At 41.1% G+C, this 21,410-nt stretch carries 18 protein-coding genes and 1 tRNA gene; 13 read left to right on the plus strand and 6 right to left on the minus strand.

Annotation, left to right across the window (positions count from 1 at the left end; all coding sequences use genetic code 11):
* The first annotated feature begins 11 nt into the window (after positions 1-11).
* The 13 genes from mreC (at position 12) to htpX (ending at position 15,857) form a co-directional block, all read left to right on the plus strand.
* Entirely contained in the window at positions 12-923 is a 912-nt protein-coding gene (gene mreC / locus A7Q09_RS05365) for a rod shape-determining protein MreC (RefSeq protein WP_134390261.1), read from the plus strand.
* A gap of 30 nt (positions 924-953) precedes the next feature.
* Entirely contained in the window at positions 954-1,502 is a 549-nt protein-coding gene (locus A7Q09_RS05370; RefSeq protein WP_134390262.1) for a hypothetical protein, read from the plus strand.
* A gap of 34 nt (positions 1,503-1,536) precedes the next feature.
* The gene (gene mrdA, locus A7Q09_RS05375; protein ID WP_134390263.1) at positions 1,537-3,564 is read left to right on the plus strand and encodes a penicillin-binding protein 2; all 2,028 of its coding nucleotides are present in this window, start codon (positions 1,537-1,539) and stop codon (positions 3,562-3,564) included.
* A gap of 2 nt (positions 3,565-3,566) precedes the next feature.
* Complete coding sequence (gene rodA / locus A7Q09_RS05380) at positions 3,567-4,748, plus strand: rod shape-determining protein RodA (protein WP_134390264.1); 1,182 nt, start codon at positions 3,567-3,569, stop codon at positions 4,746-4,748.
* A gap of 123 nt (positions 4,749-4,871) precedes the next feature.
* Entirely contained in the window at positions 4,872-6,443 is a 1,572-nt protein-coding gene (locus A7Q09_RS05385) for an Rne/Rng family ribonuclease (protein ID WP_134390265.1), read from the plus strand.
* A gap of 820 nt (positions 6,444-7,263) precedes the next feature.
* On the plus strand, positions 7,264-8,529 hold the full coding sequence (serS, locus tag A7Q09_RS05390; protein ID WP_134390266.1) for a serine--tRNA ligase: 1,266 nt from the start codon (positions 7,264-7,266) through the stop codon (positions 8,527-8,529).
* Entirely contained in the window at positions 8,526-10,703 is a 2,178-nt protein-coding gene (locus A7Q09_RS05395; protein WP_134390267.1) for a carboxy terminal-processing peptidase, read from the plus strand. Before serS ends, A7Q09_RS05395 begins: the two co-directional genes overlap by 4 nt.
* A 203-nt stretch (positions 10,704-10,906) precedes the next feature.
* The gene (gene infA, locus A7Q09_RS05400; protein WP_134390268.1) at positions 10,907-11,182 is read left to right on the plus strand and encodes a translation initiation factor IF-1; all 276 of its coding nucleotides are present in this window, start codon (positions 10,907-10,909) and stop codon (positions 11,180-11,182) included.
* A 69-nt stretch (positions 11,183-11,251) separates the two neighbouring features.
* The gene (locus tag A7Q09_RS05405) at positions 11,252-12,115 is read left to right on the plus strand and encodes an MBL fold metallo-hydrolase (RefSeq protein ID WP_244228549.1); all 864 of its coding nucleotides are present in this window, start codon (positions 11,252-11,254) and stop codon (positions 12,113-12,115) included.
* Positions 12,116-12,334: 219 nt separating this feature from the next.
* Positions 12,335-12,408: transfer RNA gene (locus tag A7Q09_RS05410), tRNA-Asp, on the plus strand.
* A 25-nt stretch (positions 12,409-12,433) separates the two neighbouring features.
* Positions 12,434-13,228: an MBL fold metallo-hydrolase gene (locus A7Q09_RS05415; RefSeq protein WP_166791931.1), complete on the plus strand. Its 795-nt coding sequence runs from the start codon at positions 12,434-12,436 to the stop codon at positions 13,226-13,228.
* A gap of 336 nt (positions 13,229-13,564) precedes the next feature.
* The gene (purD, locus tag A7Q09_RS05420) at positions 13,565-14,866 is read left to right on the plus strand and encodes a phosphoribosylamine--glycine ligase (protein ID WP_134390269.1); all 1,302 of its coding nucleotides are present in this window, start codon (positions 13,565-13,567) and stop codon (positions 14,864-14,866) included.
* A gap of 85 nt (positions 14,867-14,951) precedes the next feature.
* Complete coding sequence (gene htpX / locus A7Q09_RS05425) at positions 14,952-15,857, plus strand: protease HtpX (RefSeq protein WP_134390270.1); 906 nt, start codon at positions 14,952-14,954, stop codon at positions 15,855-15,857.
* A gap of 143 nt (positions 15,858-16,000) precedes the next feature.
* Here the strand turns inward: htpX and A7Q09_RS05430 are convergent, their stop codons facing one another.
* From A7Q09_RS05430 to A7Q09_RS05455, 6 genes are all read right to left on the minus strand, one after another.
* Entirely contained in the window at positions 16,001-17,443 is a 1,443-nt protein-coding gene (locus A7Q09_RS05430; protein ID WP_134390271.1) for an NAD-dependent succinate-semialdehyde dehydrogenase, read from the minus strand.
* Positions 17,444-17,494: 51 nt separating this feature from the next.
* Positions 17,495-18,313, minus strand: a complete 819-nt coding sequence (locus A7Q09_RS05435) for a hypothetical protein (RefSeq protein WP_134390272.1) — start codon at positions 18,311-18,313, stop codon at positions 17,495-17,497.
* 78 nt (positions 18,314-18,391) lie between these two features.
* Positions 18,392-18,817, minus strand: a complete 426-nt coding sequence (locus A7Q09_RS05440; RefSeq protein ID WP_134390273.1) for a DUF420 domain-containing protein — start codon at positions 18,815-18,817, stop codon at positions 18,392-18,394.
* A gap of 93 nt (positions 18,818-18,910) precedes the next feature.
* Positions 18,911-19,447 carry an SCO family protein gene (locus A7Q09_RS05445; RefSeq protein WP_244228551.1) on the minus strand — a complete coding sequence of 179 codons (537 nt, stop codon included), beginning with the start codon at positions 19,445-19,447 and terminating at the stop codon, positions 18,911-18,913.
* A 137-nt stretch (positions 19,448-19,584) separates the two neighbouring features.
* Positions 19,585-20,379 carry an ABC transporter permease gene (locus A7Q09_RS05450; RefSeq protein ID WP_134390275.1) on the minus strand — a complete coding sequence of 265 codons (795 nt, stop codon included), beginning with the start codon at positions 20,377-20,379 and terminating at the stop codon, positions 19,585-19,587.
* A complete protein-coding gene (locus A7Q09_RS05455; RefSeq protein ID WP_134390276.1) occupies positions 20,363-21,379 on the minus strand; it encodes an ABC transporter ATP-binding protein in 1,017 nt (338 codons plus the stop codon). Before A7Q09_RS05455 ends, A7Q09_RS05450 begins: the two co-directional genes overlap by 17 nt.
* Positions 21,380-21,410: the final 31 nt, after the last annotated feature.

Raw genomic sequence — 21,410 nt, forward strand, 5'->3', positions numbered from 1 at the left:
CTTTTTTTCGAATGCGAAAAACTACCGTAGAAAAAGACGACACCTCCCTGTTTGAGGAAAAAGAACAAAATGCTTTTTCTAAAATAGCCTATCATCGGGCGGGGATCTTCATATTTTTAGGGGCTCTTTTTCTTGTATTTATTGGATTGGTTCTGCCCAAACCATGGCAACAAACTATCCATAAATATGGATTGGAACTATTTTCTCCTGTGATTTGGATATGGGATAAAACGGTCAAGACTATCGATGACTATACATCCAGTCTCAAGACACTCGATCAAGTCCAGTTAGAACTCAAAGAGCTGAAAGCCAAAAATGCGCAACTAGCCATGGAAAACAGCTACCTGACCCATTTACGCCAGGAAAACGAAAGATTGAAAGAAATGCTTTCCTTTCGCCATGCTTCTAGATATAGACTTCTTGCCTGTCGAGTCATCAGTCGGGATCCAACCAATTGGTGGAATGATCTTTTGATAGATGTCGGTTGGGCTGACGACAACGAGCTTTATTCTGATTTGCCAGTGGTCACTCCTCGTGGTGTAGTTGGGAAAACTGGTATTGTGGCAAGGCACACCACCGAAGTCATCCTGCTGACCAATGAGAATTGTAAAATTTCGGCGATGACAGAAGTATCAAAAGATCAGGGGCTTGTGGTAGGGGCTGGGACAAACGGAGAAAATAAACCATATTCTCGGATGATCTATCTCCCAAGGAATAGTCAGGTAGGAGTTGGAGAAAGGGTTTTAACCAGTGGCTTAGGCGGTGTTTTCCCTCCAGGCCTATACATTGGAAGCGTCATTCAGCTGGAACCCCTCGATGCCTCTCATAATTTTGGACTCTACCGGGAGGTCATCCTCGATACCGGGGTGGATCTCACACAACTTAACGAGATGTTTGTTATACTCGTTGGGAAAAGGGAATAGCAAAAACTGAATCAGTCATTTTAAACTCGCATGCTTGTAATCTTTCTTCTCTTTCTTTTCATCGGTTTTCTTTCTATTTTCGGACAAATGATTATGCCAGATCTCCCTTTCTTTTATGCTAAAGCTGAACTAAGCGCTCTGTTTGTCATTTATTTTACTCTTAGAATGCCCTTTTTTTATGCTTTTGGCTTTTCTCTCTATACAGGAATGCTATCCGATCTCCTCATACCTGGTATTTTTGGGACCACTACCCTTAGCCTTATTCTGCTTTTTCTATTTATGAGTATCCTTAAGCCACTTTTTGCAAAAATAGGAAACTATTGGATGTTTCCTCTCTATGTCTCTGTAGGGATCTTTTTTTATTCTCTGGTAAGCTACTTGCTTTTTGAATTGGAAAACCATCAATGGTACTGGTCTTTAGAACCTTGGACAAAATGTGTTTCGATTTCCTTTCTTAGCACTTTGGTATCGATTCCTCTCTTTTTACTTATGGACCTTCTCTTTGCTCTCCTTAAAATTCCCCTTCCAGAAGAAGAATTTTTTCCCTCTTTTTTTAAAAAAAATAGTAATTTAACTTAGAAAATTAGAAAAGAATTTTGACTAGCCTCTTACCATGACAAGTACTCCTCCAGGTATACGCCATTCCGTTCGACTGCGGATTTCCTTGCTTGCTCTTGTTGTCATTGTCGCTATGGGAATCCTTCTAAGCAGATTATGGATTTTACAGATCTACGAAGGCAAAGCCTATGCTTCTAAACTAAGGAATCAAACGACTATCTCCCTACGTCTTGCAGGAGCCAGAGGACCTATTTTGGATAAAAATGGCGTAGGACTGGCTGAAAATAGAGCGATGTTTGAAATCGATCTTTATCTAGACGAACTTGTCCGAGATTTTCCCAGAAGACACAAGGGGAAAACGCCAAGGATTGAAGTACAAAGAATGATGGGAGGAAATGTTGTCCTTAGAAAAGAACCAGACATTTACAAAATCGTCATGACAGACTTAGCTCCCATTCTCAAAGCTCTGCGTCTAGCCGTAAAATTGGATCCCAAAGAACTTCAAAGGCATTATTTTACTAGTCCTTCAGTTCCATATTCATTAAGAACAGACTTAGATTATGCAACAGTCGCTCGATTTGAAGAACAAAACTTAGGAGTTCCGGGCATAGATATCGCTGTCAAACCTATTAGGTATTATAATTATGGGGCCTTAGCATCGCATGTCATTGGCTATGTCGCTGCTCCGGATGATAAAGAAAAGGTATCCCCTGATGGGATCGCTCTGGATATGGTGGGGAAATGGGGCATTGAACGGTATATGGATGGCCAGCTTCAGGGCAAACCAGGAGGAAGGATCCTCAAAGTTAATTACCGCGGCTATATCGTTAATGAAGAAAGTTATATCCCCCCCCAATTAGGAGATTGCGTGTATTTAAGCCTAGACACGAGGATCCAGTATATCGTTGAGACCGCACTTCGTTCTGTCGGCAGAGGGGCTGCGGTGGTGGTGGATCCCAACACTGGGGATATTCTAGCGATGTGCTCTGTCCCAAATTTTGATCCCAATGACTTCATTCCAAAAATATCCCAAGAAAACTGGCAAAAGCTAACAACCGACCCTACCAATCCTCTTGTGAATAGAGCTATTTCTTCTTATCCTCCCGGTTCTACTTTCAAACTTCTCATTGCCCTCGCTGCGTTGAAATCTGGAGCTATTACCCCTAAAACGGTTATCAATTCCCCCGCGGCAATAGATATCGGCGGGCATTTGTTTCATGACTGGACGAAAACCGGCCGGGGGAATATCACTCTTTATGATGGTATCCGTTATTCCTGTAATACCTTTTTTTATCAAGTGGGTATAAGAACAGGGATTCAAAACATAGAACAAATGGCTAATGTAGCGGGCTTTGGACAGCTTACAGGCATTCCTTTGCCAGGGGAATCCCCAGGAATCGTTCCTGGTCCAGAGTGGATGAAACAGAAATATCCTATGGAAAGATGGTCTACCGCGCATACCGCCAATGTTTCTATTGGCCAAGGCTTCTTGCAAGTGACTCCACTCCAGATGGCCCTTTTTGTGGCCGCTATTGCCAACGGTGGAACCCTTTTCTATCCAAGAATTGTTCAAGGCGTTTCTAATAACAAAGGAGAAATTAAGATTGCAGTGCCTTCACGGGTTCACTCCCAGCTTGACGTCAATCCACAAGATTTAGAAGCGATTAAATCGGCGATGCTTGGGGTGGTGGAAGAAGGCACAGGTGCCAACGCGAAGATTGAAGCCATCAAAGTAGCTGGAAAAACCGGTTCTGCCCAAGCGACTAAAAAATTAAACGGCAAACTTTACAAAGACACTCGAGCTTGGTTTGTAGGCTTTGCTCCTTATGAATCACCACGTTATGCTTTCTGTATTCTTGTAGAAGGAGGGGTCAGCGGGGGAGCTACCGCCGCTCCTATTGCAAAAAAAATTCTTGAAGGCATATTTGAAATTGAAAAAGGACATAATCCTACGTTAACTTATTTGAAACCAGCTATTGGCAATTTCAATGGGCTCACCGAGTTTACCAAAGAGCAATCTGGTTCTTCTCAGCCAAAACCCCCGCCTGACAATCAGTCAGGACAAAACGATGATGATGATTGACAATGGAAAACGCTGCCTACAGTAACGAAAACTCTCCAAAGAAGAAAGAAAAAGAATTTGGCTTTTTTGACAAGTTTTTCAAATTCGATTGGTTTTTGTTTCTCATTGTCCTGGCTCTGTCTTTTTTCGGCATAGCCGTCATCTATAGTGCTACCTATTCAAGTTCTAGCGCTGAATTTCGCAATGCCCCCTTTTCTCAATTTCTCTGGCTTATGTTAGGTTTGGTGATTTTTTTTATCGTTGCGTTTACCGATTATCATTTTTTAGTCAAATGGAGTTGGATTCTTCTTTTGTTAACTATTCCTCTGTTGGTTCTTGTGCTATTGATTGGCCAAACAGTCAATGGAGCCAAAAGCTGGCTTAGATTTGGGCCTATAGGCATAGAACCTGCCGAATTGTGCAAACTGGCTTTTATCCTTTTTGGAAGCTTCTGGCTCGATAGATTCAAGCATAGGCCTACAATTTCCTTTCTTACTTTATGTTTTGTAGTTGTTATTCCTTTTGTGCTCATTTTAAAACAACCTGCCCTTGGTTCGGCAGCTGTTTTCATTCCCATTCTTTTTGCCCAGCTATTTATAGGTGGGCTAAAAAAAAGATATTTTGCCATTCCTTTAATATTGATCCTGGCCGTTCTCTTATACGCCTATATAGGTGTTTCGCATCTTGGATGGGATATTCCAGGGTTAAAACCGTATCAAATGAACCGGATCAGAACTTTTTTTGATCCGAATCTAGATCCCCTAGGCTCTGGTTGGACAATCAATCAATCCTTGATTGCCATAGGATCGGGAAGTTTTTCGGGCAAAGGGTTCCTTAAAGGCACACAAAACATGCTCGGTTTCCTTCCTAAAAATATTGCTCATACTGATTTTATATTTTCAGTCATTGGGGAAGAATGGGGATTTGTTGGAGGAAGTGCTGTTATAATAGGAGAAGGCATCATGCTTTTGTTATGCTTGCGAGCCGCTTTTTATGCCAAAGATTTAGTAGGATCGCTGGTAGCCGGAGGGGTAGCCGCTATGCTCTTTACCCATATTTTTGTTAACATTGGTATGACAATAAAAGTTGTCCCCATTACAGGAATCCCCTTGCCTTTTATCAGTTATGGAGGAACTTTTTTAATTATTTGTTTAATAGGACTTGGTCTTGTAGAAAGTATATGGATTCGACGCAACTTAAAGTAATTATTTTTTATTCTCTCTTTTTGCTATTCTTTAGTCCTAGTTCACTCAAATCCTTTTTTTATCAACCTTTAGCTTGTCCTGACTCATCTTGCCTATCGAGTCAGACAAATGGAGAGTTTCAACATGATTTTCGATCGCATTCGCCGTCTAGTACGCCATTCAAGCAAAAGATCCAACAAAGAAATTGCCATAAGTTGTGAGCCCCTTGAAAGGCGTGTGGCCTTACTGGAAGATGGCCTTCTTGAAGAGTTCGCCATTGAGAGAGGAAGCCAAAAGGAAATCGCTTCAAATATCTATAAAGGCAGAGTAAACAATGTGGATCTAGGGCTTAAAGCCCTTTTTGTTGATATTGGGATTGGGAAAAATGCCTTTTTGCATTTTTGGGATGCTATTCCTGCAGCTCTTGATGTGGGCATAGAACTTTTCGAAAGAAAAGGCACAAAGTCAAAAGTCCGTCCTATCCGTGCTGAAGATATTCCCAATATTTATCCACCAGGCTCTGAAGTTGTCGTACAAGTCACAAAAGGCCCCATCGGCACAAAAGGACCGCGAGTCACAACGAACATCACCCTTGCAGGCAGATACCTTGTGTTGATGCCTTTTAATGAACAGTTCGGCATTTCGAGGAAGATCGAAGACCCCAAGGAGCGAGTACGACTCAGAAAAATTTTAAACGAACTGCGTATTCCAGAAGGCATGGGATTAATCATAAGAACAGTCGGAGAAGGTCAAAAGACACGGTATTTTATCAGGGATTTGGCTATTCTTCTCCAAAAATGGCATGAGATAGAAAGAAAAATGAAGGAATATCCTGCCCCCGTCTTACTTTATATGGAACCAGATCTCATTGAACGAACGGTTAGGGATTTCCTGACAGATGACGTGGAAAAGATTTATGTCGACAATGAGCAGGAGGTCAAGCGGATAAAAGACCTTGTCGCAGCTATTTCCAAGAGATCCCAAAGGAAAATCATCTATTACAATGAACCTATACCGCTCTTTGAAAAATTAAACATCGAAAGACAAATCGACACTGCTTTTATGCGCAAGGTAGAACTGCCCAGTGGGGGATATATCATCATTGATGAGACCGAAGCTCTTGTGGCCATAGATGTGAACACAGGGAAAGCAAAAATGGGGAAAGATCAAGATAATACTATTCTTAAGACCAACATCGAAGCTGCAAAAGAAATATCCAGGCAACTTCGCCTCCGAAATATTGGAGGATTAGTTGTCATCGATTTCATCGACATGAAATCTCGAAAAGAACAGCATCTAGTCTTTGAACAGCTTAAAGAATGTATTAGGAAGGATAGAGCAAAAATAAACCTTCTGCCGATTTCCGCTTTTGGCCTTGTGGAAATGACAAGGCAAAGGGTTCAAGAAAGCATTTGGCATTCCCTTTATATTCCCTGCCCGCATTGTCATGGCAGAGGAATGGTGAAATCACCTGAAACGATGAGCATTGAAATCCAAAGGGCCATTAATAGGGTTATCAGGCTGCATCCTGAAGTAAAAGAGCTACGGGTGATTTTAAACAGTGATGTGCTGGATAGATTGAAATCTGAAGATGAAGAACTGCTTGTAGACTTAGAAAGAAGAATGCAAGGAAAACTCTATTTTAGAACAGATCCCCGGATCAATTATGAAGAGTTTAAAATTCTAAACGCTATCACTGGAGAAGATATTACCTGAAGCAGCAAAAAAGATAGGCCTAAACAAATGGTGGCTTTTTAAGGGAGAGAAGCCTACAGCTTTTGGACATGGAGTTCTTGTAGTGGAAATGTGGCGCAGACCGGCGGCGTGCTTCTGGACGGCGCGAAAGGCTTGCTTGTCCACAGTCTGCGCCTCATGTGGACCGATGTGATCGCCAGTCGCACAGCCGCGTCGGCAGGCGATCGCAAACCGCTCGAGAGCTGACTGCTTGAAGTCAAATCGGTCGATGATCACGCGGCTGAGCGGGGCGCGCTTCCCCGCTTGTGGCTCGGGGTTGACCAGCTGCCTATCCCGACTCTCGCGTCTGAGAGCCAGCACCCGGAGCGACTCTTCCAAGAAGGCGCCTGCAATCTGTCTTGCCATTTCGAGCCGTATAGAAAGCTAGCGCTTGTCCGCCAGAGTTGTCCGCAGCAGCAGCTCGCAGACGAACGGCGGCGCCTGTTTTCCGATTCTTCTCAGACATTCTTTTGGTCCTTGTTGTTCGATTGGTACTCCACTCAGCCGTTATGAGACACATGGATGTATAATGTAACCCCTAACGGGAAAAATCCTATTCCGCCTTATCCCCATGGCTGAAGCAAGGGGCAGGCGGCGGCCGCATTTGGTAATTTACTATCTGCAGAGTTAGGGAAAAAATTGGCTTTTCCCCACAGTTCTGAGAGTATTTTTAAAAAGCAAGGACTATTCAGGCACTAAAAAATTTGTTTTTTCACAGTCGATTTTATCCTAAGAAACCATTATAATATTTTAGTTTTATTTTATAAAATAGGGACATTAGCACGATTTGTAAGAAATTCCCATGCTGGATATCAATCTCATTAGGCATAATCTATTAGAAACTAAACGTAAGCTTTCCTCTCGTGCCAAGGGCTTGGCGCCACTCCTAGATGAGGTTTATGCCCTCGACTCTAAGAAAAGAAATTTACAGACTGAAATCGAAAAGTGGCGCGCTTTAAGAAACAAACAAAGCAAAGCAATAGGCTTGAAAAAACTGCAGGGAGAAAAAGTCGAAGAGGAATTTGGAGCCCTAAAAGAAATTGGGTCTACAATTGAAGAGAAGGAAAAAGAGCTTGCCAATCTAGAAATCCAGCTCAATTCCCTGCTTCTTTCTCTACCTAACCTTCCCCATGAATCTGTCCCATGCGGTGGCACTGAAGCCAACCAAGTCGTAAGAACTTGGGGAGAACCACCTCAACCTAATTTCCCCTTGAAAACGCACTGGGAATTAGGCAAGGCACTTGGAATACTGGACTTAGAAAGAAGTGCAAAACTCTCTGGGAGCGGTTTTTCTCTTTTTTTAGGCAAAGGGGCCAAGTTACAAAGGGCTCTTATCGATTTCATGCTTGAAATGCATACTCAAAACCACGGGTATAAAGAAGTGTGGCCTCCTTATTTGGTAAGAGAAGCCTGTATGATGGGAACAGGCCATCTGCCAAAATTTGCCAATGATATGTATTCGATCAATAATGATGGCCTATACCTAATTCCTACTGGCGAAGTCCCTTTAACCAACTTACATAGAGAAGAAATTTTGTCTGAATCCTCTCTGCCTTTACGCTATGTGGCCTATACCCCTTGTTTTCGGTTAGAAGCGGGGAGTGCAGGCAAAGACACAAGAGGGATACTACGGCTCCATCAATTCGACAAAGTCGAGCTGGTGCAGATTACCAAACCGGAGGATTCCTATGGTGCTTTAGAAGAAATGGTCCAGCATGCTGAAAAGGTGCTGCAAGCTTTGAACCTTTGTTATCGGGTTGTATTACTGGCTTCTGAAGACATGGGCTTTGGAGCAGCCAAATGCTATGATATAGAGGTTTGGGCTGCTGGTATTCAAAGCTGGCTTGAAATATCTTCGGTGAGCAATTTGGAAAATTTTCAAGCTAGGAGAATGAACTTAAGATACAAATCCTCCAGTGGCAAAAATATATTGTGCCATACTTTAAATGGATCTGGAACAGCGCTTCCAAGGCTTGTAGCGGCTATTTTAGAAAACAATCAAAAAGAAGACGGCCGGGTGTTGATTCCAGAAAAAATTAGGGCTTATTTTGGAGAAGAGTATTTATGAAGTCAAAAGTTAAATTTTTAGTTCTTTTTCTTGGAACCTGTCTTTTCTGGGGACTATTCGATAAGCTTCCTGCCTATGGGGATCTTACAGAGTCCCAATGTGCTAAGGTGGCAAAAACGGTAGCTTCTCTTCTCCAACAAGCGCATTTCTCGCAAAAGCCAGCTGATGAGAAATTATCACAAGTCTTTTTAAAAGACTATTTGGATGCACTCGATTTTAGTCATATGGTTTTTCTGCAATCTGACATCGATGAATTCAATGAAAAATATGGGAAAAAACTTTTCGACTACCTTTACCAAGAGGATCTTACCCCTGCCTTTGATATTTATTCTAAATACATTCATAGACTGACTGAAAGAGAAAGTTTAATCGAAGGGCTCTTGGCTATGCCTCATGACTTTACTAAAGATGAATATTATCAAACAGATAGATCTAAAATGCCCTGGCCAAAAACAGAAGAGGAAGCCAAGGATTTATGGAGAAAAAGAATAAAATTTGAGCTTCTACAAGGCAAACTGGCCAATGAAAAACCCGAACAAACAAAAAAGACCATATCAAAAAGATACGCCAGGCTTCTCAAAGAAATGCGTGAAGCCGACTCCGAAGAAATTCTTGATTACTATCTTAATGCCCTAACCCATGCCTATGACCCGCATTCAGATTACCAATCCCCAAGCGAAGCAAAAAATTTTGAAATCAATAGCATCAAACTTTCTTTAACAGGAATTGGCGCCGTTTTAAAATCCGAAGAGGGTTATCCTAAAATCGTTAGCCTCGTTCCTGGAGGTCCTGCAGACCTGGATAAAAGACTCAAACCAAACGATCGAATCGTAGCCGTGCAGCAGGAAAAAGGAGAGCCTGTCGATGTAGTAGACATGAAGCTTAACAAAGTTGTTGAAATGATTAGAGGAGAAAAGGGGACCAAGGTTACGCTGATCGTGATCCCTGCAGATAGCCCAGATGATTCCGTCAGAAAATCGGTGACCCTCGTTCGAGACGAAGTGAAGCTGAATGAACAGCGAGCCAAAGCATTTGTGTATGAAAAAACCGAAAAGGATGGTAAAATGGAGCGACTGGGAGTGATACAGCTTCCCGGTTTTTATGAACATGCAAGCGATGACGTTGCCCTTTTAATAAAAAGACTAGAGAAAGAGAAAATTTCTGGCCTTGTGCTCGATCTTAGAAAAAATGGAGGAGGAATGCTGGAAGAAGCTGTCAATATGACGGCACTGTTTATCAAAGATGGTCCTGTTGTGCAAGTCAAAGACTTCCGGGGTCGAGTCCAACCTTTCCTTATTTCTTCAAATAGGTATTGCTATGGAGGGCCACTTGTGGTTCTTATTAGCCGGTTTAGCGCTTCGGCTTCAGAGATTGTTGCTGCTGCCTTACAAGACTACGGGAGAGCGATCATCGTTGGGGATCAAGTATCTCATGGGAAAGGAACCGTTCAAACTTTAATTTCGTTGTCTGATTTCATGCCATGGGATTTTCATGGGGATCCAGGTAGACTGAAAGTGACTGTTCAAAAGTTTTATCGAATCACTGGATTGACAACTCAACAGCATGGTGTGGCCTCAGACATTGTCTTCCCCTCCCTCGAAGATTATTTAGAAATCGGTGAATCTTCTTTGCCAAACTACTTACCAGCCGATCAGATCAATCCGATGAATTTTCAAAAAGTAAACACCGGTCTGTCCACCATTGTACCTGTCCTTCAACGCCGATCGGCACAACGAATTGCTTCTAGTATTGATTTCATCCATTTGAATTCAGAAATTGAAGTATTAAAGAAGAAAATGTCTGAAAAGCTTGTTTCCTTAAACGAAGCTCAAAGGAGAAAAGAAAAAGAAGAATTTGCTTTGCTCAAAAAGAATTATGAAACTGCAAGAGCTGAACAGAAGTCTTCCTACGATAAAATATACGAATTTGATATTGAGTCAGTAAAGAATCATAAAGAACCAAAAATCATCACAAATACCATAGAGAAGACAAATCCTGCCACGGATAATTCTCTTGAGGACACAAAAATTTTGGATGAAAAATTCGATGATAGTTTGAATACCTCCCCCAAGAATGATTTTGTGATGCTTGAAACCCTTAATGTTCTGAAAGATTACATTTTTGCTTTACAAGAACCAAAGAACATTCTTGTGCTAAAAAATGAGAACTCTTAATAGCTTTGCCTTGTAATTTCCTTGACAGTATTTTCTTGTTTTAGTAATTTGGTTTCAAGACAAGGCCTACGTTTAGCCGATGTCAAAAAAACCAATAAAATGATATACTTAAGAAGCTTAGTGGCATGATGCCTAGATCTTATTTATTCTTACAAAATAGTCTTACAGGAAAAAAAAAGGCAAATGGTAGATAGCTTATCTCTATGTCATCGACAAATTCTATTGAGCTAGAAGGAACGATTGTCGCTATCCTCCCTGGGACGATGTTTCGTGTCGAACTCGACAACAAACATCAAGTTTTAGCCCACATTTCTGGAAAAATGAGGAAAAATTTTGTCCGGCTCACCTATGGGGATAGAGTGAAGTTAGAAATGTCTCCTCATGATTTGACAAAAGCAAGAATTTTATATCGCATTGATAGGATTCATCTCCCACCCCCTCCTGCCTCACAGAAAAAGCCTCGTCAGAAACAAGTATAGAGAAAAGGTTTTTTGATTATTTAAAGGCTCGTTTTTCTGTTTTTGGTAAAGCGGGTCATGGGGAAAAATATGGAACCGATTCCTAGTAAAACAAAAAGAAGATTCTTTTTAAATGTTCTCATGTCTTCTTTTTTTAAAAAGCGAGAAGGAATCGAACATAGACCCCAATTCCCAAAAGTAAATTCCGGACAAATCTGTTTGACATGGGTTGGACACGCCTCTTTTCTTTTGCAAACCCATAAACATAACATTTTAATTGATCCAAATTGGTCGAATTGGATGCTTATCATTAGGCGACTCAAAAGGGCAGGAATTGCTTTGGATGCTCTTCCATCAATCGACCTTGTCCTTATTACTCATGCGCACTTTGACCATTTAAATAAAAAGACTTTGAAAATGATCGCTAAAAATCAGCCTATCATTGTTCCCAAGGGAGTAAAGAACTTAGTAAGAGGCATTGGATTTGAAAAAATTTTAGAAATGAATTGGTGGGAAAAAACAGTAATAGATGGAACCGAAATTACTTTTACCCCTGCAAAGCATTGGGGAGCAAGAGTTTTGGCCGATTTCCACCGTGGCTATGGAGGCTATTGCCTCAAATTTGATGGAAGATCCGTCTATCATTGTGGAGATACTGCTTACTTTGAAAAATTTTCAGAAATTGGTGAGCGACTTCACCCAGAAGTTGTTTTGATGCCTATTGGTTCCTATGATCCACCTTCAGGACGTGACGTGCATATTAATCCAGAAAAAGCTCTTCAAGCCTTTCAAGAACTAAGAGGCAAGATAATGATCCCGATGCATTTTGGAACTTATCGAATGAGTTATGAACCCCTCCACGAACCAGCCTATCGGCTGATCATGGCTGCGAAAAAAAAAGGTATCCTCTCACAAGTTTGTTTTCTTAATGAGGGAATTCCTATCATATTGTAATTTTTCTAGAGGGAAGCGGACCGAAATCCTCGTTTCTCTCAAGTAATGGAATGCAAGTAAAGCTTTATGCCTTCCTCCGGTTTTTTGGCTTGCAAGCTATCGCTCATGGAGCTAGTATTTGAACTTAAACACGCACATAATCGCCTTTGGACAATTGGTGCCGTTTCCAAAAGGCAAATGGTTATTAAGAGAACTACGAATAATTTAAATTTTGAAAGTGGAGCCATAGCTCAATTGGTTAGAGCACTGCCCTGTCACGGCAGGGGTTGCGGGTTCGAGCCCCGTTGGCTCCGAGAAATTTTTGGCATTTGGCACATAGTGAAAGGAAGCCTACAAAGCGCTTATTATCTCCTTTTTTCCAGATCCATAACTTGTTATATTGAATTTTTAATTGGATCCTTTTGCCTTCTTTCTCCAATTTATTTCTCTATAGAATGCTTCGCTCAAAATGAAGGGCAAGTACTTGTTCGTTGGTACGGTCATGCTTTTGTCTATTTGATTTCTTCGACAGGTGTTCGAGTCGCCATTGATCCTTACGGAGAAGATACTGTTAAATATAAGTTTCCCGATCGATTGCAAGCTGATGTTGTTTTAATTAGTTCTGAATCTGAAGATAGATCGGCTGGAGAAAAACTATTCGGCACCCCACAAATTTTTCGGAGTATCACGGCCGTAGGTCCCAACAATGCAAGAGGTCATATTTTCAAAGGCATACAAACCTTTCGTGATAAATCTCAAGGATCCTTACATGGCAAAAATACAGCCTTCGTCTTCAAGCTTGACAGAGTCAATTTTGCTCATCTAGGCGATTTAGCCCACCCCCTCAACCAAGACCAGTTAGCCGAATTTGGCAGAGTTGATGTTCTCTTTCTCCCAATTGGTAACGAAACGCTCTCTAACGAAGAATTAGACAAAATAGCCTTGGATCTTGGAGCCCGTATCATCATACCCATTGCTTTTAAAACAACTCTCAGTGGCGATCTTGACCTCCGTCCGCTAGCCAATTACTTGGAGGGGAAAAAAAATGTGCGTTTTATCGATAGTTCTGAAATAATGGTCAGCCAATCAGACCTTCCTTCAGAACCTTGGATTTATGTACTCAAAGAGCCATAATTCTGCTACATGCCAATCGTATTTTTGTTAAACTATTATGTAAGCAAAAGTTGAAATTTTACTTTCTTAAAAAAGACAGACAAAATAAAAAGGATAGTAGGAACTGATCACCGTAGCCCTAGGAGGTCGTAAGCCTTGTTTCTTGTAGAGATACTGCCAGTGGAAGAAGCAGCAAGCAGCTAGAAGCAATGTCCATGGGGTATTGTGGTCCATAAGGTTCAGAAGGGCCTAATGATATGGAACCGATATCATTTTTTAAGGGCTATAGTTGAAGATAACAACTGAATATTCCTAAAACAATAGTCAGTAATGTAAAAAGAAAGGAGAGAGGGTATTGTGAAGGTTCTTGTAGTTGGTGGCGGAGGCAGAGAGCATGCGCTCTGTTGGTCATTAAAAAAAGATACGTCTGTAAAAAAGATTTTTGTTGCACCCGGCAATGCTGGAACTGAAGAATTCTGTACTAATCTCCCTATTGGGATCTATGACATGGATAATCTTTTTCATTGGGCCAGGGAAAATCGACCAGATCTCACAGTGGTAGGTCCAGAAATGCCTCTTTGCGATGGGATTGCCGATAAATTTGAATCGATCGGGCTGAAAATCATTGGCCCAAAGAAAAGGGCAGCTAGACTAGAAGGAAGTAAAGCATGGACCAAAGAACTTATGGTCCATTACAAAATCCCAACTGCTGAAGCTAGAATCTTTGAAAACCCTATCGATGCCATCCATTTTAGCAAAAGTTTTCATTTTCCCCAAGTTATAAAAGCCGATGGGCTTGCTTCAGGGAAAGGAGTTTTGATTGTTCATGATCCTACTGAGGCTGAGAACTCTATTCGCAAGTTAATGGATCAAAAAATCTTCGGAGCCGCTTGCAAAAAGATTCTTATTGAAGAATTTCTCGAAGGGATAGAGCTTTCTCTTTTTGTCCTTCTGGATGGTCGAAACTATCGGGTTTTAGCAGCAATTCATGACTATAAAAAGGCTTTTGACTTTGATAAAGGTTTGAATACAGGAGGAATGGGTGCCTTTTTCCCAAGCCCAATCTTTGATGCCTCCCTACAAAGTTCTGTAGAGAAAAAAATCATTTTGCCTCTTCTGGAAGCGTTTCAAAAAGAGCAGATTATTTACAAAGGCATTCTCTATGCTGGTTTAATGATTACTCGCTTTGGTCCAGCTGTTTTGGAGTTTAATATCCGACTCGGAGATCCAGAGGCTCAGGTTTTGATGCCAGCATTACAAACCTCTTTTATGGAAATCGCTCAGGCTCTCATAGACACAAAACTTGAAAAACTCAATATCCAGTTCAAAGAAGATCTTCATTTTGTTGGCGTTGTCATAGCCTCCAAAGGATATCCTGAAAAATATGAAATAGGCAAAGAAATTATCCTCAACGAAAAGGATCTTATGGAGGAGGAACGGAAGCAAAGCTTGTTGTTTCATTCGGGAACAAAAAAAATAGACGGCAGACTTGTCTCCTCAAGTGGAAGGGTGTTGTGTTCGGTAGGCTATGCTCAATCCCTGGAAGAAGCGAAAAAAATGGCGTATCGTCGAATCGATACAATCCATTTTGAGGGTATGTTCTACAGGAAGGATATTGGCCAACTGCGTATTCCTTCATTCCTTTTAAAGCAGCTTTAGCAAAGGATGAAAAAATTCTAATTAGTTTTTCTCGGACATTTGGGATCCACTTGCATCTTTTTAATACTCTCATTATATATATAGCATGTTCAAACGTGTATTTCTGCTCATTCTGACCAACATTGCCGTCATTGTTTTGTTGACATTCTTTATATCAATTTTCCATCTGGATCGTTGGTTAAACGCCTATGGAATAGATTATAGGGCGTTATTCCTTTTTTCCTTAGTGGTAGGTTTTACAGGCAGTTTTATTTCACTGGCCATCTCGAAATGGATGGCTAAAATGGCCTACAACATTCAGGTTATTCAACAGCCATCCAATGAAGCTGAAAGATGGTTGTTGGAAACAGTCAGTGAACTAGCCAACAGGGCCAATATACCTATGCCCGAGGTTGGCATCTATGAAAGTCCTGAAGTCAACGCCTTCGCGACTGGGCCCTCTCGGTCTAATGCACTGGTAGCCGTCAGCACGGGAATCCTAGCGCAAATGAATAAAAAGCAGATTGCTGGGGTGCTTGGCCATGAGATTACTCATATTAGTAATGGAGACATGGTCACGATGACCTTATTACAAGGGGTGGTGAACACTTTTGTAGTGTTTCTTTCTAGGATTATAGGCTTCTTTATAGACCGTCTTTTCAGCCGGAATGATGAAAGAGAATCGATCGGCATCGGTTTTTATATGGGAATGTTTATCTCTGAAATTGTACTAGGTCTTTTAGCTTCTTTTATTGTTGCCTGGTATTCTCGAATGAGGGAATTTCGTGCCGATGCGGGTGGTGCGCATCTGGCAGGTAAAGAGGCTATGCTTTCAGCTCTCAAAAAACTAAAACAGATTATGGAGGGAGAATCGGCTTTTATTGATGAACGATCGCCCGCCTTAAACGCTTTCAAAATCAATGGTCGGCCTGGAGGAATCCTTGCTCTTCTGGCCACCCATCCACCGTTGGAGGAAAGAATCAAAGCTCTAGAAAATCTCCCAGAAGAATAGTAAAAGAAGGATTATAAAAATGCTCTTCCTAAAAAGAAGAGGCTAAAAAAACAAATAGTTTAAGGCTGCAAAAAAAAGCCAGGAGACTCCCTCCTAAGAAAGCGGCAGAAAACTTAATCTCTTACTGTTTAATTCTCTAGGTCTTAATCGAGATTAAACGACAAATACTTCGTTTCTAAAAACTCTTTTATACCCCACTGCCCTCCTTCCCTTCCTATTCCAGACTCTTTTATTCCACCAAAAGGGGCTTGACAACAGGAAGGCCTCCCATCGTTTATTCCAACGATCCCAAAACGGAGAGCTTCGGATAGACGAAAAGCTCTTTTGAGATCAGAAGTCATGACATAAGAAGCTAAGCCATAATTGGTGGCATTGGACCAACGAATAACTTCCCTTTCCGTTTCGAAAGGAATGACTGGCAAAACTGGACCAAAAATTTCTTCGCTAAGTATTCTTGCAGAGGGATCAGAGACCCAAACAATAGTTGGAGCAAAATACAATCCTAGGGATTCCCCTCCACAGAGAATTTTTCCGCCTTTTTCCAAGACATCCGCAAGCAAGGAATGAATTTTTTGAAGAGAGGGTTCTCCAACCAGCGGACCAATATCGGTACTTGGGAGGAATGGATCTCCGAGGACAAGCTTTTTTGTCTCTTCAACTAGTTTACTGCAAAAGGACTCGCTAATCTTTTTTTCGACATAAAGCCTATTTACGGCAACGCACGCTTGTCCAGCATTCCTAAATTTTGCCTGAATGGCTTCTCTAATAGCTGTGTCTATGTCGGCATCAGCAAAGACAATCATGGGAGCATTCCCTCCCAACTCTAAAATAACGCCTTTTAAAGTTTTAGCTGCTTCCTTATAGATAGCCTTCCCTACGGATAGGCTGCCAGTAAAGGAAATTTTTCTAATTCTAAAATCATCAAAAAATACCTTACAAAGCCTTTCAGGATTAGCCGTTGGTAACACTTGTAAAACCCCAGGAGGCCCTCCAGCCTTATCCCAAAGAGAGGCAAGAAAGGTTGCAGTCAATGGACTCCGTTCAGCGGGTTTAATGATTATGGTACACCCAGCCGCAATGGCTGCAGCTGCTTTTCTAGTAACCATTGCCGCTGGGAAATTCCATGGGGTAATGGCTAACACAGGCCCAACAGGTTCATAAAGCACCACGATTCGCTTGGAAGACACAGGAGCAGGAATAGTTAACCCATAGATACGTTTGGCTTCTTCAGCATACCACCAGACAAAACTAGCAGCATAATCGACTTCCTTTTTTCCTTCTTTAATAGGCTTTCCCATTTCCAAAGCCATGATTTCAGCCAACTGATTTTTTTCTTCCACAATCAATCGAGCCCAATGCGATAAAATTTGATATCGGCTATCCACTGAAGTAGCTTTCCACAGTTCAAAAGCTTCCTCAGAGGCATCAATTGCTTGAAGAGCTTCCTTTGGACCACAATCAGCAATCAGCCCTATAACCCTCCCATCGATAGGACTGATCAGCTCAAAACTATCCAATGTGTCCACCCAGCTGTTTCCTATCTTAGCGAGTTTAATAATTTTTTCATTTATGAGTTGAGAATACATAATTGACTTAGCTCTGAAAAAAAAGAATTTCTATAAACAAAAAGTAAGATTTTATGGGACCGCTACCGGCTTATCCTTTTCAAAAGAATATCGTTCGACCTGAATCCAGCGGTCCCCTTCTTTGATAGGCTCTTTATGGATCTTTACATCTTTAACAATCAGTTTGCCACTTTTTTCATCGAACCAAAAGTCTATATCATAAAATTTTTCTGGATCGCCTTTTTCTCGAAAATCTGTACAGGCAAAATATTCTTTTCCGGGGATTCTTCTCACTGGATTATGAATATCAACAAATTCCAATGGAATATTTTTTCCTGTCTTAGGATCTTTCAAATAAAAGACTCCCCCCCCTTCTTTCATCTTTTGGGCTATATATTCATGAATGGCTGCTTTGACTTCCCAAGCACGTTTTTGTTCATACTCTCCAGGATGTTCTGTAGAGGGTAACCACCACCAAGGAATAGGATTGCGCGTTTGTAAAACCCATTTATCTCCTTCCCTCTTTGGGAATTTGTAAACCCTTATATCCATTAAGAGCAACTGCGTGCCTTTAGGTTTCCACCAAAAATCGAGTTCATAAGGTTTGGACGCATCCGAACTGTCATGAAATTGAACCGTAGCAAAGTATCCATAACCAGCCAAAGACCGGACCATACGGACTTTTTCATAGACAAGAGAGAGTTCTTGATAAGAAACAGGATCGCGAAATGGGAATATTCCATTTGTAGATTTTTCTGAAATATATTTTTGAACTTCCCGCTCAATTTCGGCTTTCGTAAATTCAGTTTCCTGACAAAGTCCATGAATAACGCTTAGAACCAGAAAAAAAACAGCGAATAAAACACCTTTTTTCAAAAAATACGCATTCACTTTAATGCTCCTTTAGAAATAATGGATGAGCGATCCTAGCGCATTGTCAAGAAATGTTTTCACAGGCAATAACAATTATTAAGTTTTTGTGAACCAATGGTAGAGCATAAAATAGACTAAGACCCCAGTAATTGACACATAAACCCAGCTAGGCCAAAGCAATTTGGTAATCCGGGTATGTTTATGGAATTGGCCTGTGAGGGCATAGTAAACAGCAAAAAAAATAGCGGGTAGGTTGACGATGGCAAGAATGGTATGCGTTGTTAATATCGAAAAATAGACAGGCCTGGACCAATCGTGCCTAGGAAATGGAGTGGCTCCATGATAATAATGGTAAATGAGATAACAAGTAAGAAAAGCAATAGAGAGACCCACAGCAATGAGCATCATCCACTTGTGCAGCTCCTCTCTGCCACGTTTAATGGCAATATAGCCAAACAAAAGAAAACAGAAAGTCAGGGCATTTAAGGAAGCATTAATGGCAGGCAAATCTTTTACTTGCATCGAGTTGAATAGTCTTTTCTTCTAGAAGAGAAGGCAAGGCAAATGACTTTAAAAAACAATTCCTTCCAGCTAGCTTGGCAGTTTTCTCTCTTCTTAAGTTCCTTTGTTCGTCTTTGAAGATTCTTGCAATAAAAGAAGAATATCTATGGAAATATCCTTTGGCGTTTTTTGATTGAGTCCATCATAATATTTCCTAATAAATCCATCCTGATCTATTAATACAAATTGAGTCGAGTGAAAGAATTTTCCTTCGGCTTGCACTTTATCTTTAGGATTCTCCCCCATTCCCAGCGCTAGCCCCTTGACCACAAATTCTTGTACCTCTTGTGGTTTACCCGTTACAAAGAACCAAAAAGATGGATCCGCATGATATCCCTCAGCGTATTTTCTCAACACGGCCCCACTATCTTCTTCTGGATCAATAGAAATGGACACTAGCCTTACTCCTTCAATCTTTCCAAGAATACTCTGCAACTGGGACATCCTAAGTGTTTCGGTCGAACAAGGACCAGGACAGTGCGTATAAATAAGATCGGCCACCCAAATTTTTCCTTTTAAGTCGTTGGCAGTGATCGTGACACCATCGGATCGAACAAAAGAAAAGGGGGGGATTTGCCTAATTTTAGGCATATTGGACCTTGCTTTCCAGTATTTTACCTGAAAGTAGCTGGATGTTAGGTTTAGGAAAAAAGAAATAGCAACAAGAGATATAAATAGAACAACGAGGGTTTTAACAAGACTTTGAGAGTTCTCTTTGTGTTGAAGGCTCATGGATTTTTCACTTTTATTTTATCGGTCACCCAAATACTTATTCCTGTGACAAGCACAAAAAATATAAATGTTATTACAAAATACATAGCTAACGTATGGAGAGCAAGAGTAGAATGTGGGGACAACCAAAACCGTAACATCTCTAGTCCATAATACAATGGATTAAGAAAAATCAGCGTTTTAATCCACCCATAGGCTCCTTCAGCAGGAAACAAGGCTCCAGATAAGAGCCATAAAGGCATCAGGAAAAGATTCATCAGGGCATGATAGCCTTGAACAGAATCAAGTGGCCATGCAAGAATATAGCCCACTGCAGTCATCGCCATTCCTAGCAAGAATAAAGTTACCACCACACCAACCAATCGCTCCAGGCTAAAGGGGATACCTAGAGGCAGGGACAAAAAATAAACAAGTAATGATTGCAACAATCCTAAAGAAGTTCCGCCTAAGAGCTTCGAAAAGACAATTGCACTACGCGATATGGGCGCACACAGCACCCCTTGTAGGAAACCTTCCTTTCTGTCTTCGATAATGGAAATAGTCGAGAAAATAGCTGTAAAAAGAAGGATGAGAAGAAGCATACCCGGGAAAAAGTATAGCAGATAGTTTGGTTCATTGGATGAATGGAAAGATTTTCCTACCCCCGATCCGATTAAAAGCCAGAATACCAAAGGAGTACCCAGAGCTCCTATGATTCTATTTTTTTGGCGCAGGAACCGGACGACCTCTCGCATCCATAGCGTATAAATAGCTAAAGGAATATTTTCAACTCTTCTAATGGGCTGTTTCATTTTCTTTATCTCCAACAACAAATTGACGACCAGTCAAATGGAGAAAGACATCTTCTAAAGAGGTTTTAGAAATAGTCATAGCCGTAATATAGCTCTGATGCCTTTCCAACAAATCTGCAGCAAATTGAAGAAGGGCCTGTGGACTTTCATCCTTTTTCGATTCGACAACAATCGCTCCGTTAAGTTTTACAGGCGCCCTCCCAAGGCTAAGAATATCCTTTTCTAAAATATCTGTAGAAGATGACCGAATAGTGAGAACAAGTCCTGGGAGCAAAGACCTGAGCCGATCTGGACTATCCCAAGCAATGACTTTTCCTTGGTCTAAGATTAACACTTTATCGCATCTTTCTGCTTCATCCATCAAATGGGTTGTAACGAGAATGGTCAGATTTAATTCTTTTCTTAGAGTAAAAAGATAGTTCCAAATATCTCTGCGTGCGGCTGGATCAATTCCCGTACTTGGCTCATCTAGAATTAAGACTTCCGGCCGATGCAATATGCCTTTTGCCACTTCAACCCTTCTTTGGAGCCCTCCCGATAAAGTCTCCACAAGATCTTTTTTCCTTTCAGAAAGATGAAAGAGCTTTAATAAGTCCTCGATTCGATTCCGCAACTCTTTGCCATGTAAATTATACAAGTGGCCTTGATGCAACAAATTCTCTTCAACAGTTAATTTTTTATCTAGGCTTGGTGATTGAAAGACAATACCCATGATAGCACGAGCCGAAGCACTTTCTTCAGGATACGAAAACCCAGAAATATTGACTGTTCCAGAGGACAAAGGTAATAAAGTGGAAAGAATTCTAAAAAGGGTTGTCTTCCCACTGCCATTAGGCCCCAGAATCCCAGCAATCATCCCCTCTGCCACCTCGAAACTTACATTATTTAAAGCTAAACGCTCTCCATAAGAAAAAGTTAGATTTTTTACTTCTACTTTGGTTCGCCGTTTGATCTTTTCTGTTCTTAGAGATTGAGTTTGAATAGGAAAATCTGTATTCATTTTAAAAGTTTCCAACTCGAAAAAAATGCCA

The organism is Methylacidiphilum sp. Yel (genome assembly GCF_004421185.1).
Lineage (GTDB): Bacteria > Verrucomicrobiota > Verrucomicrobiia > Methylacidiphilales > Methylacidiphilaceae > Methylacidiphilum.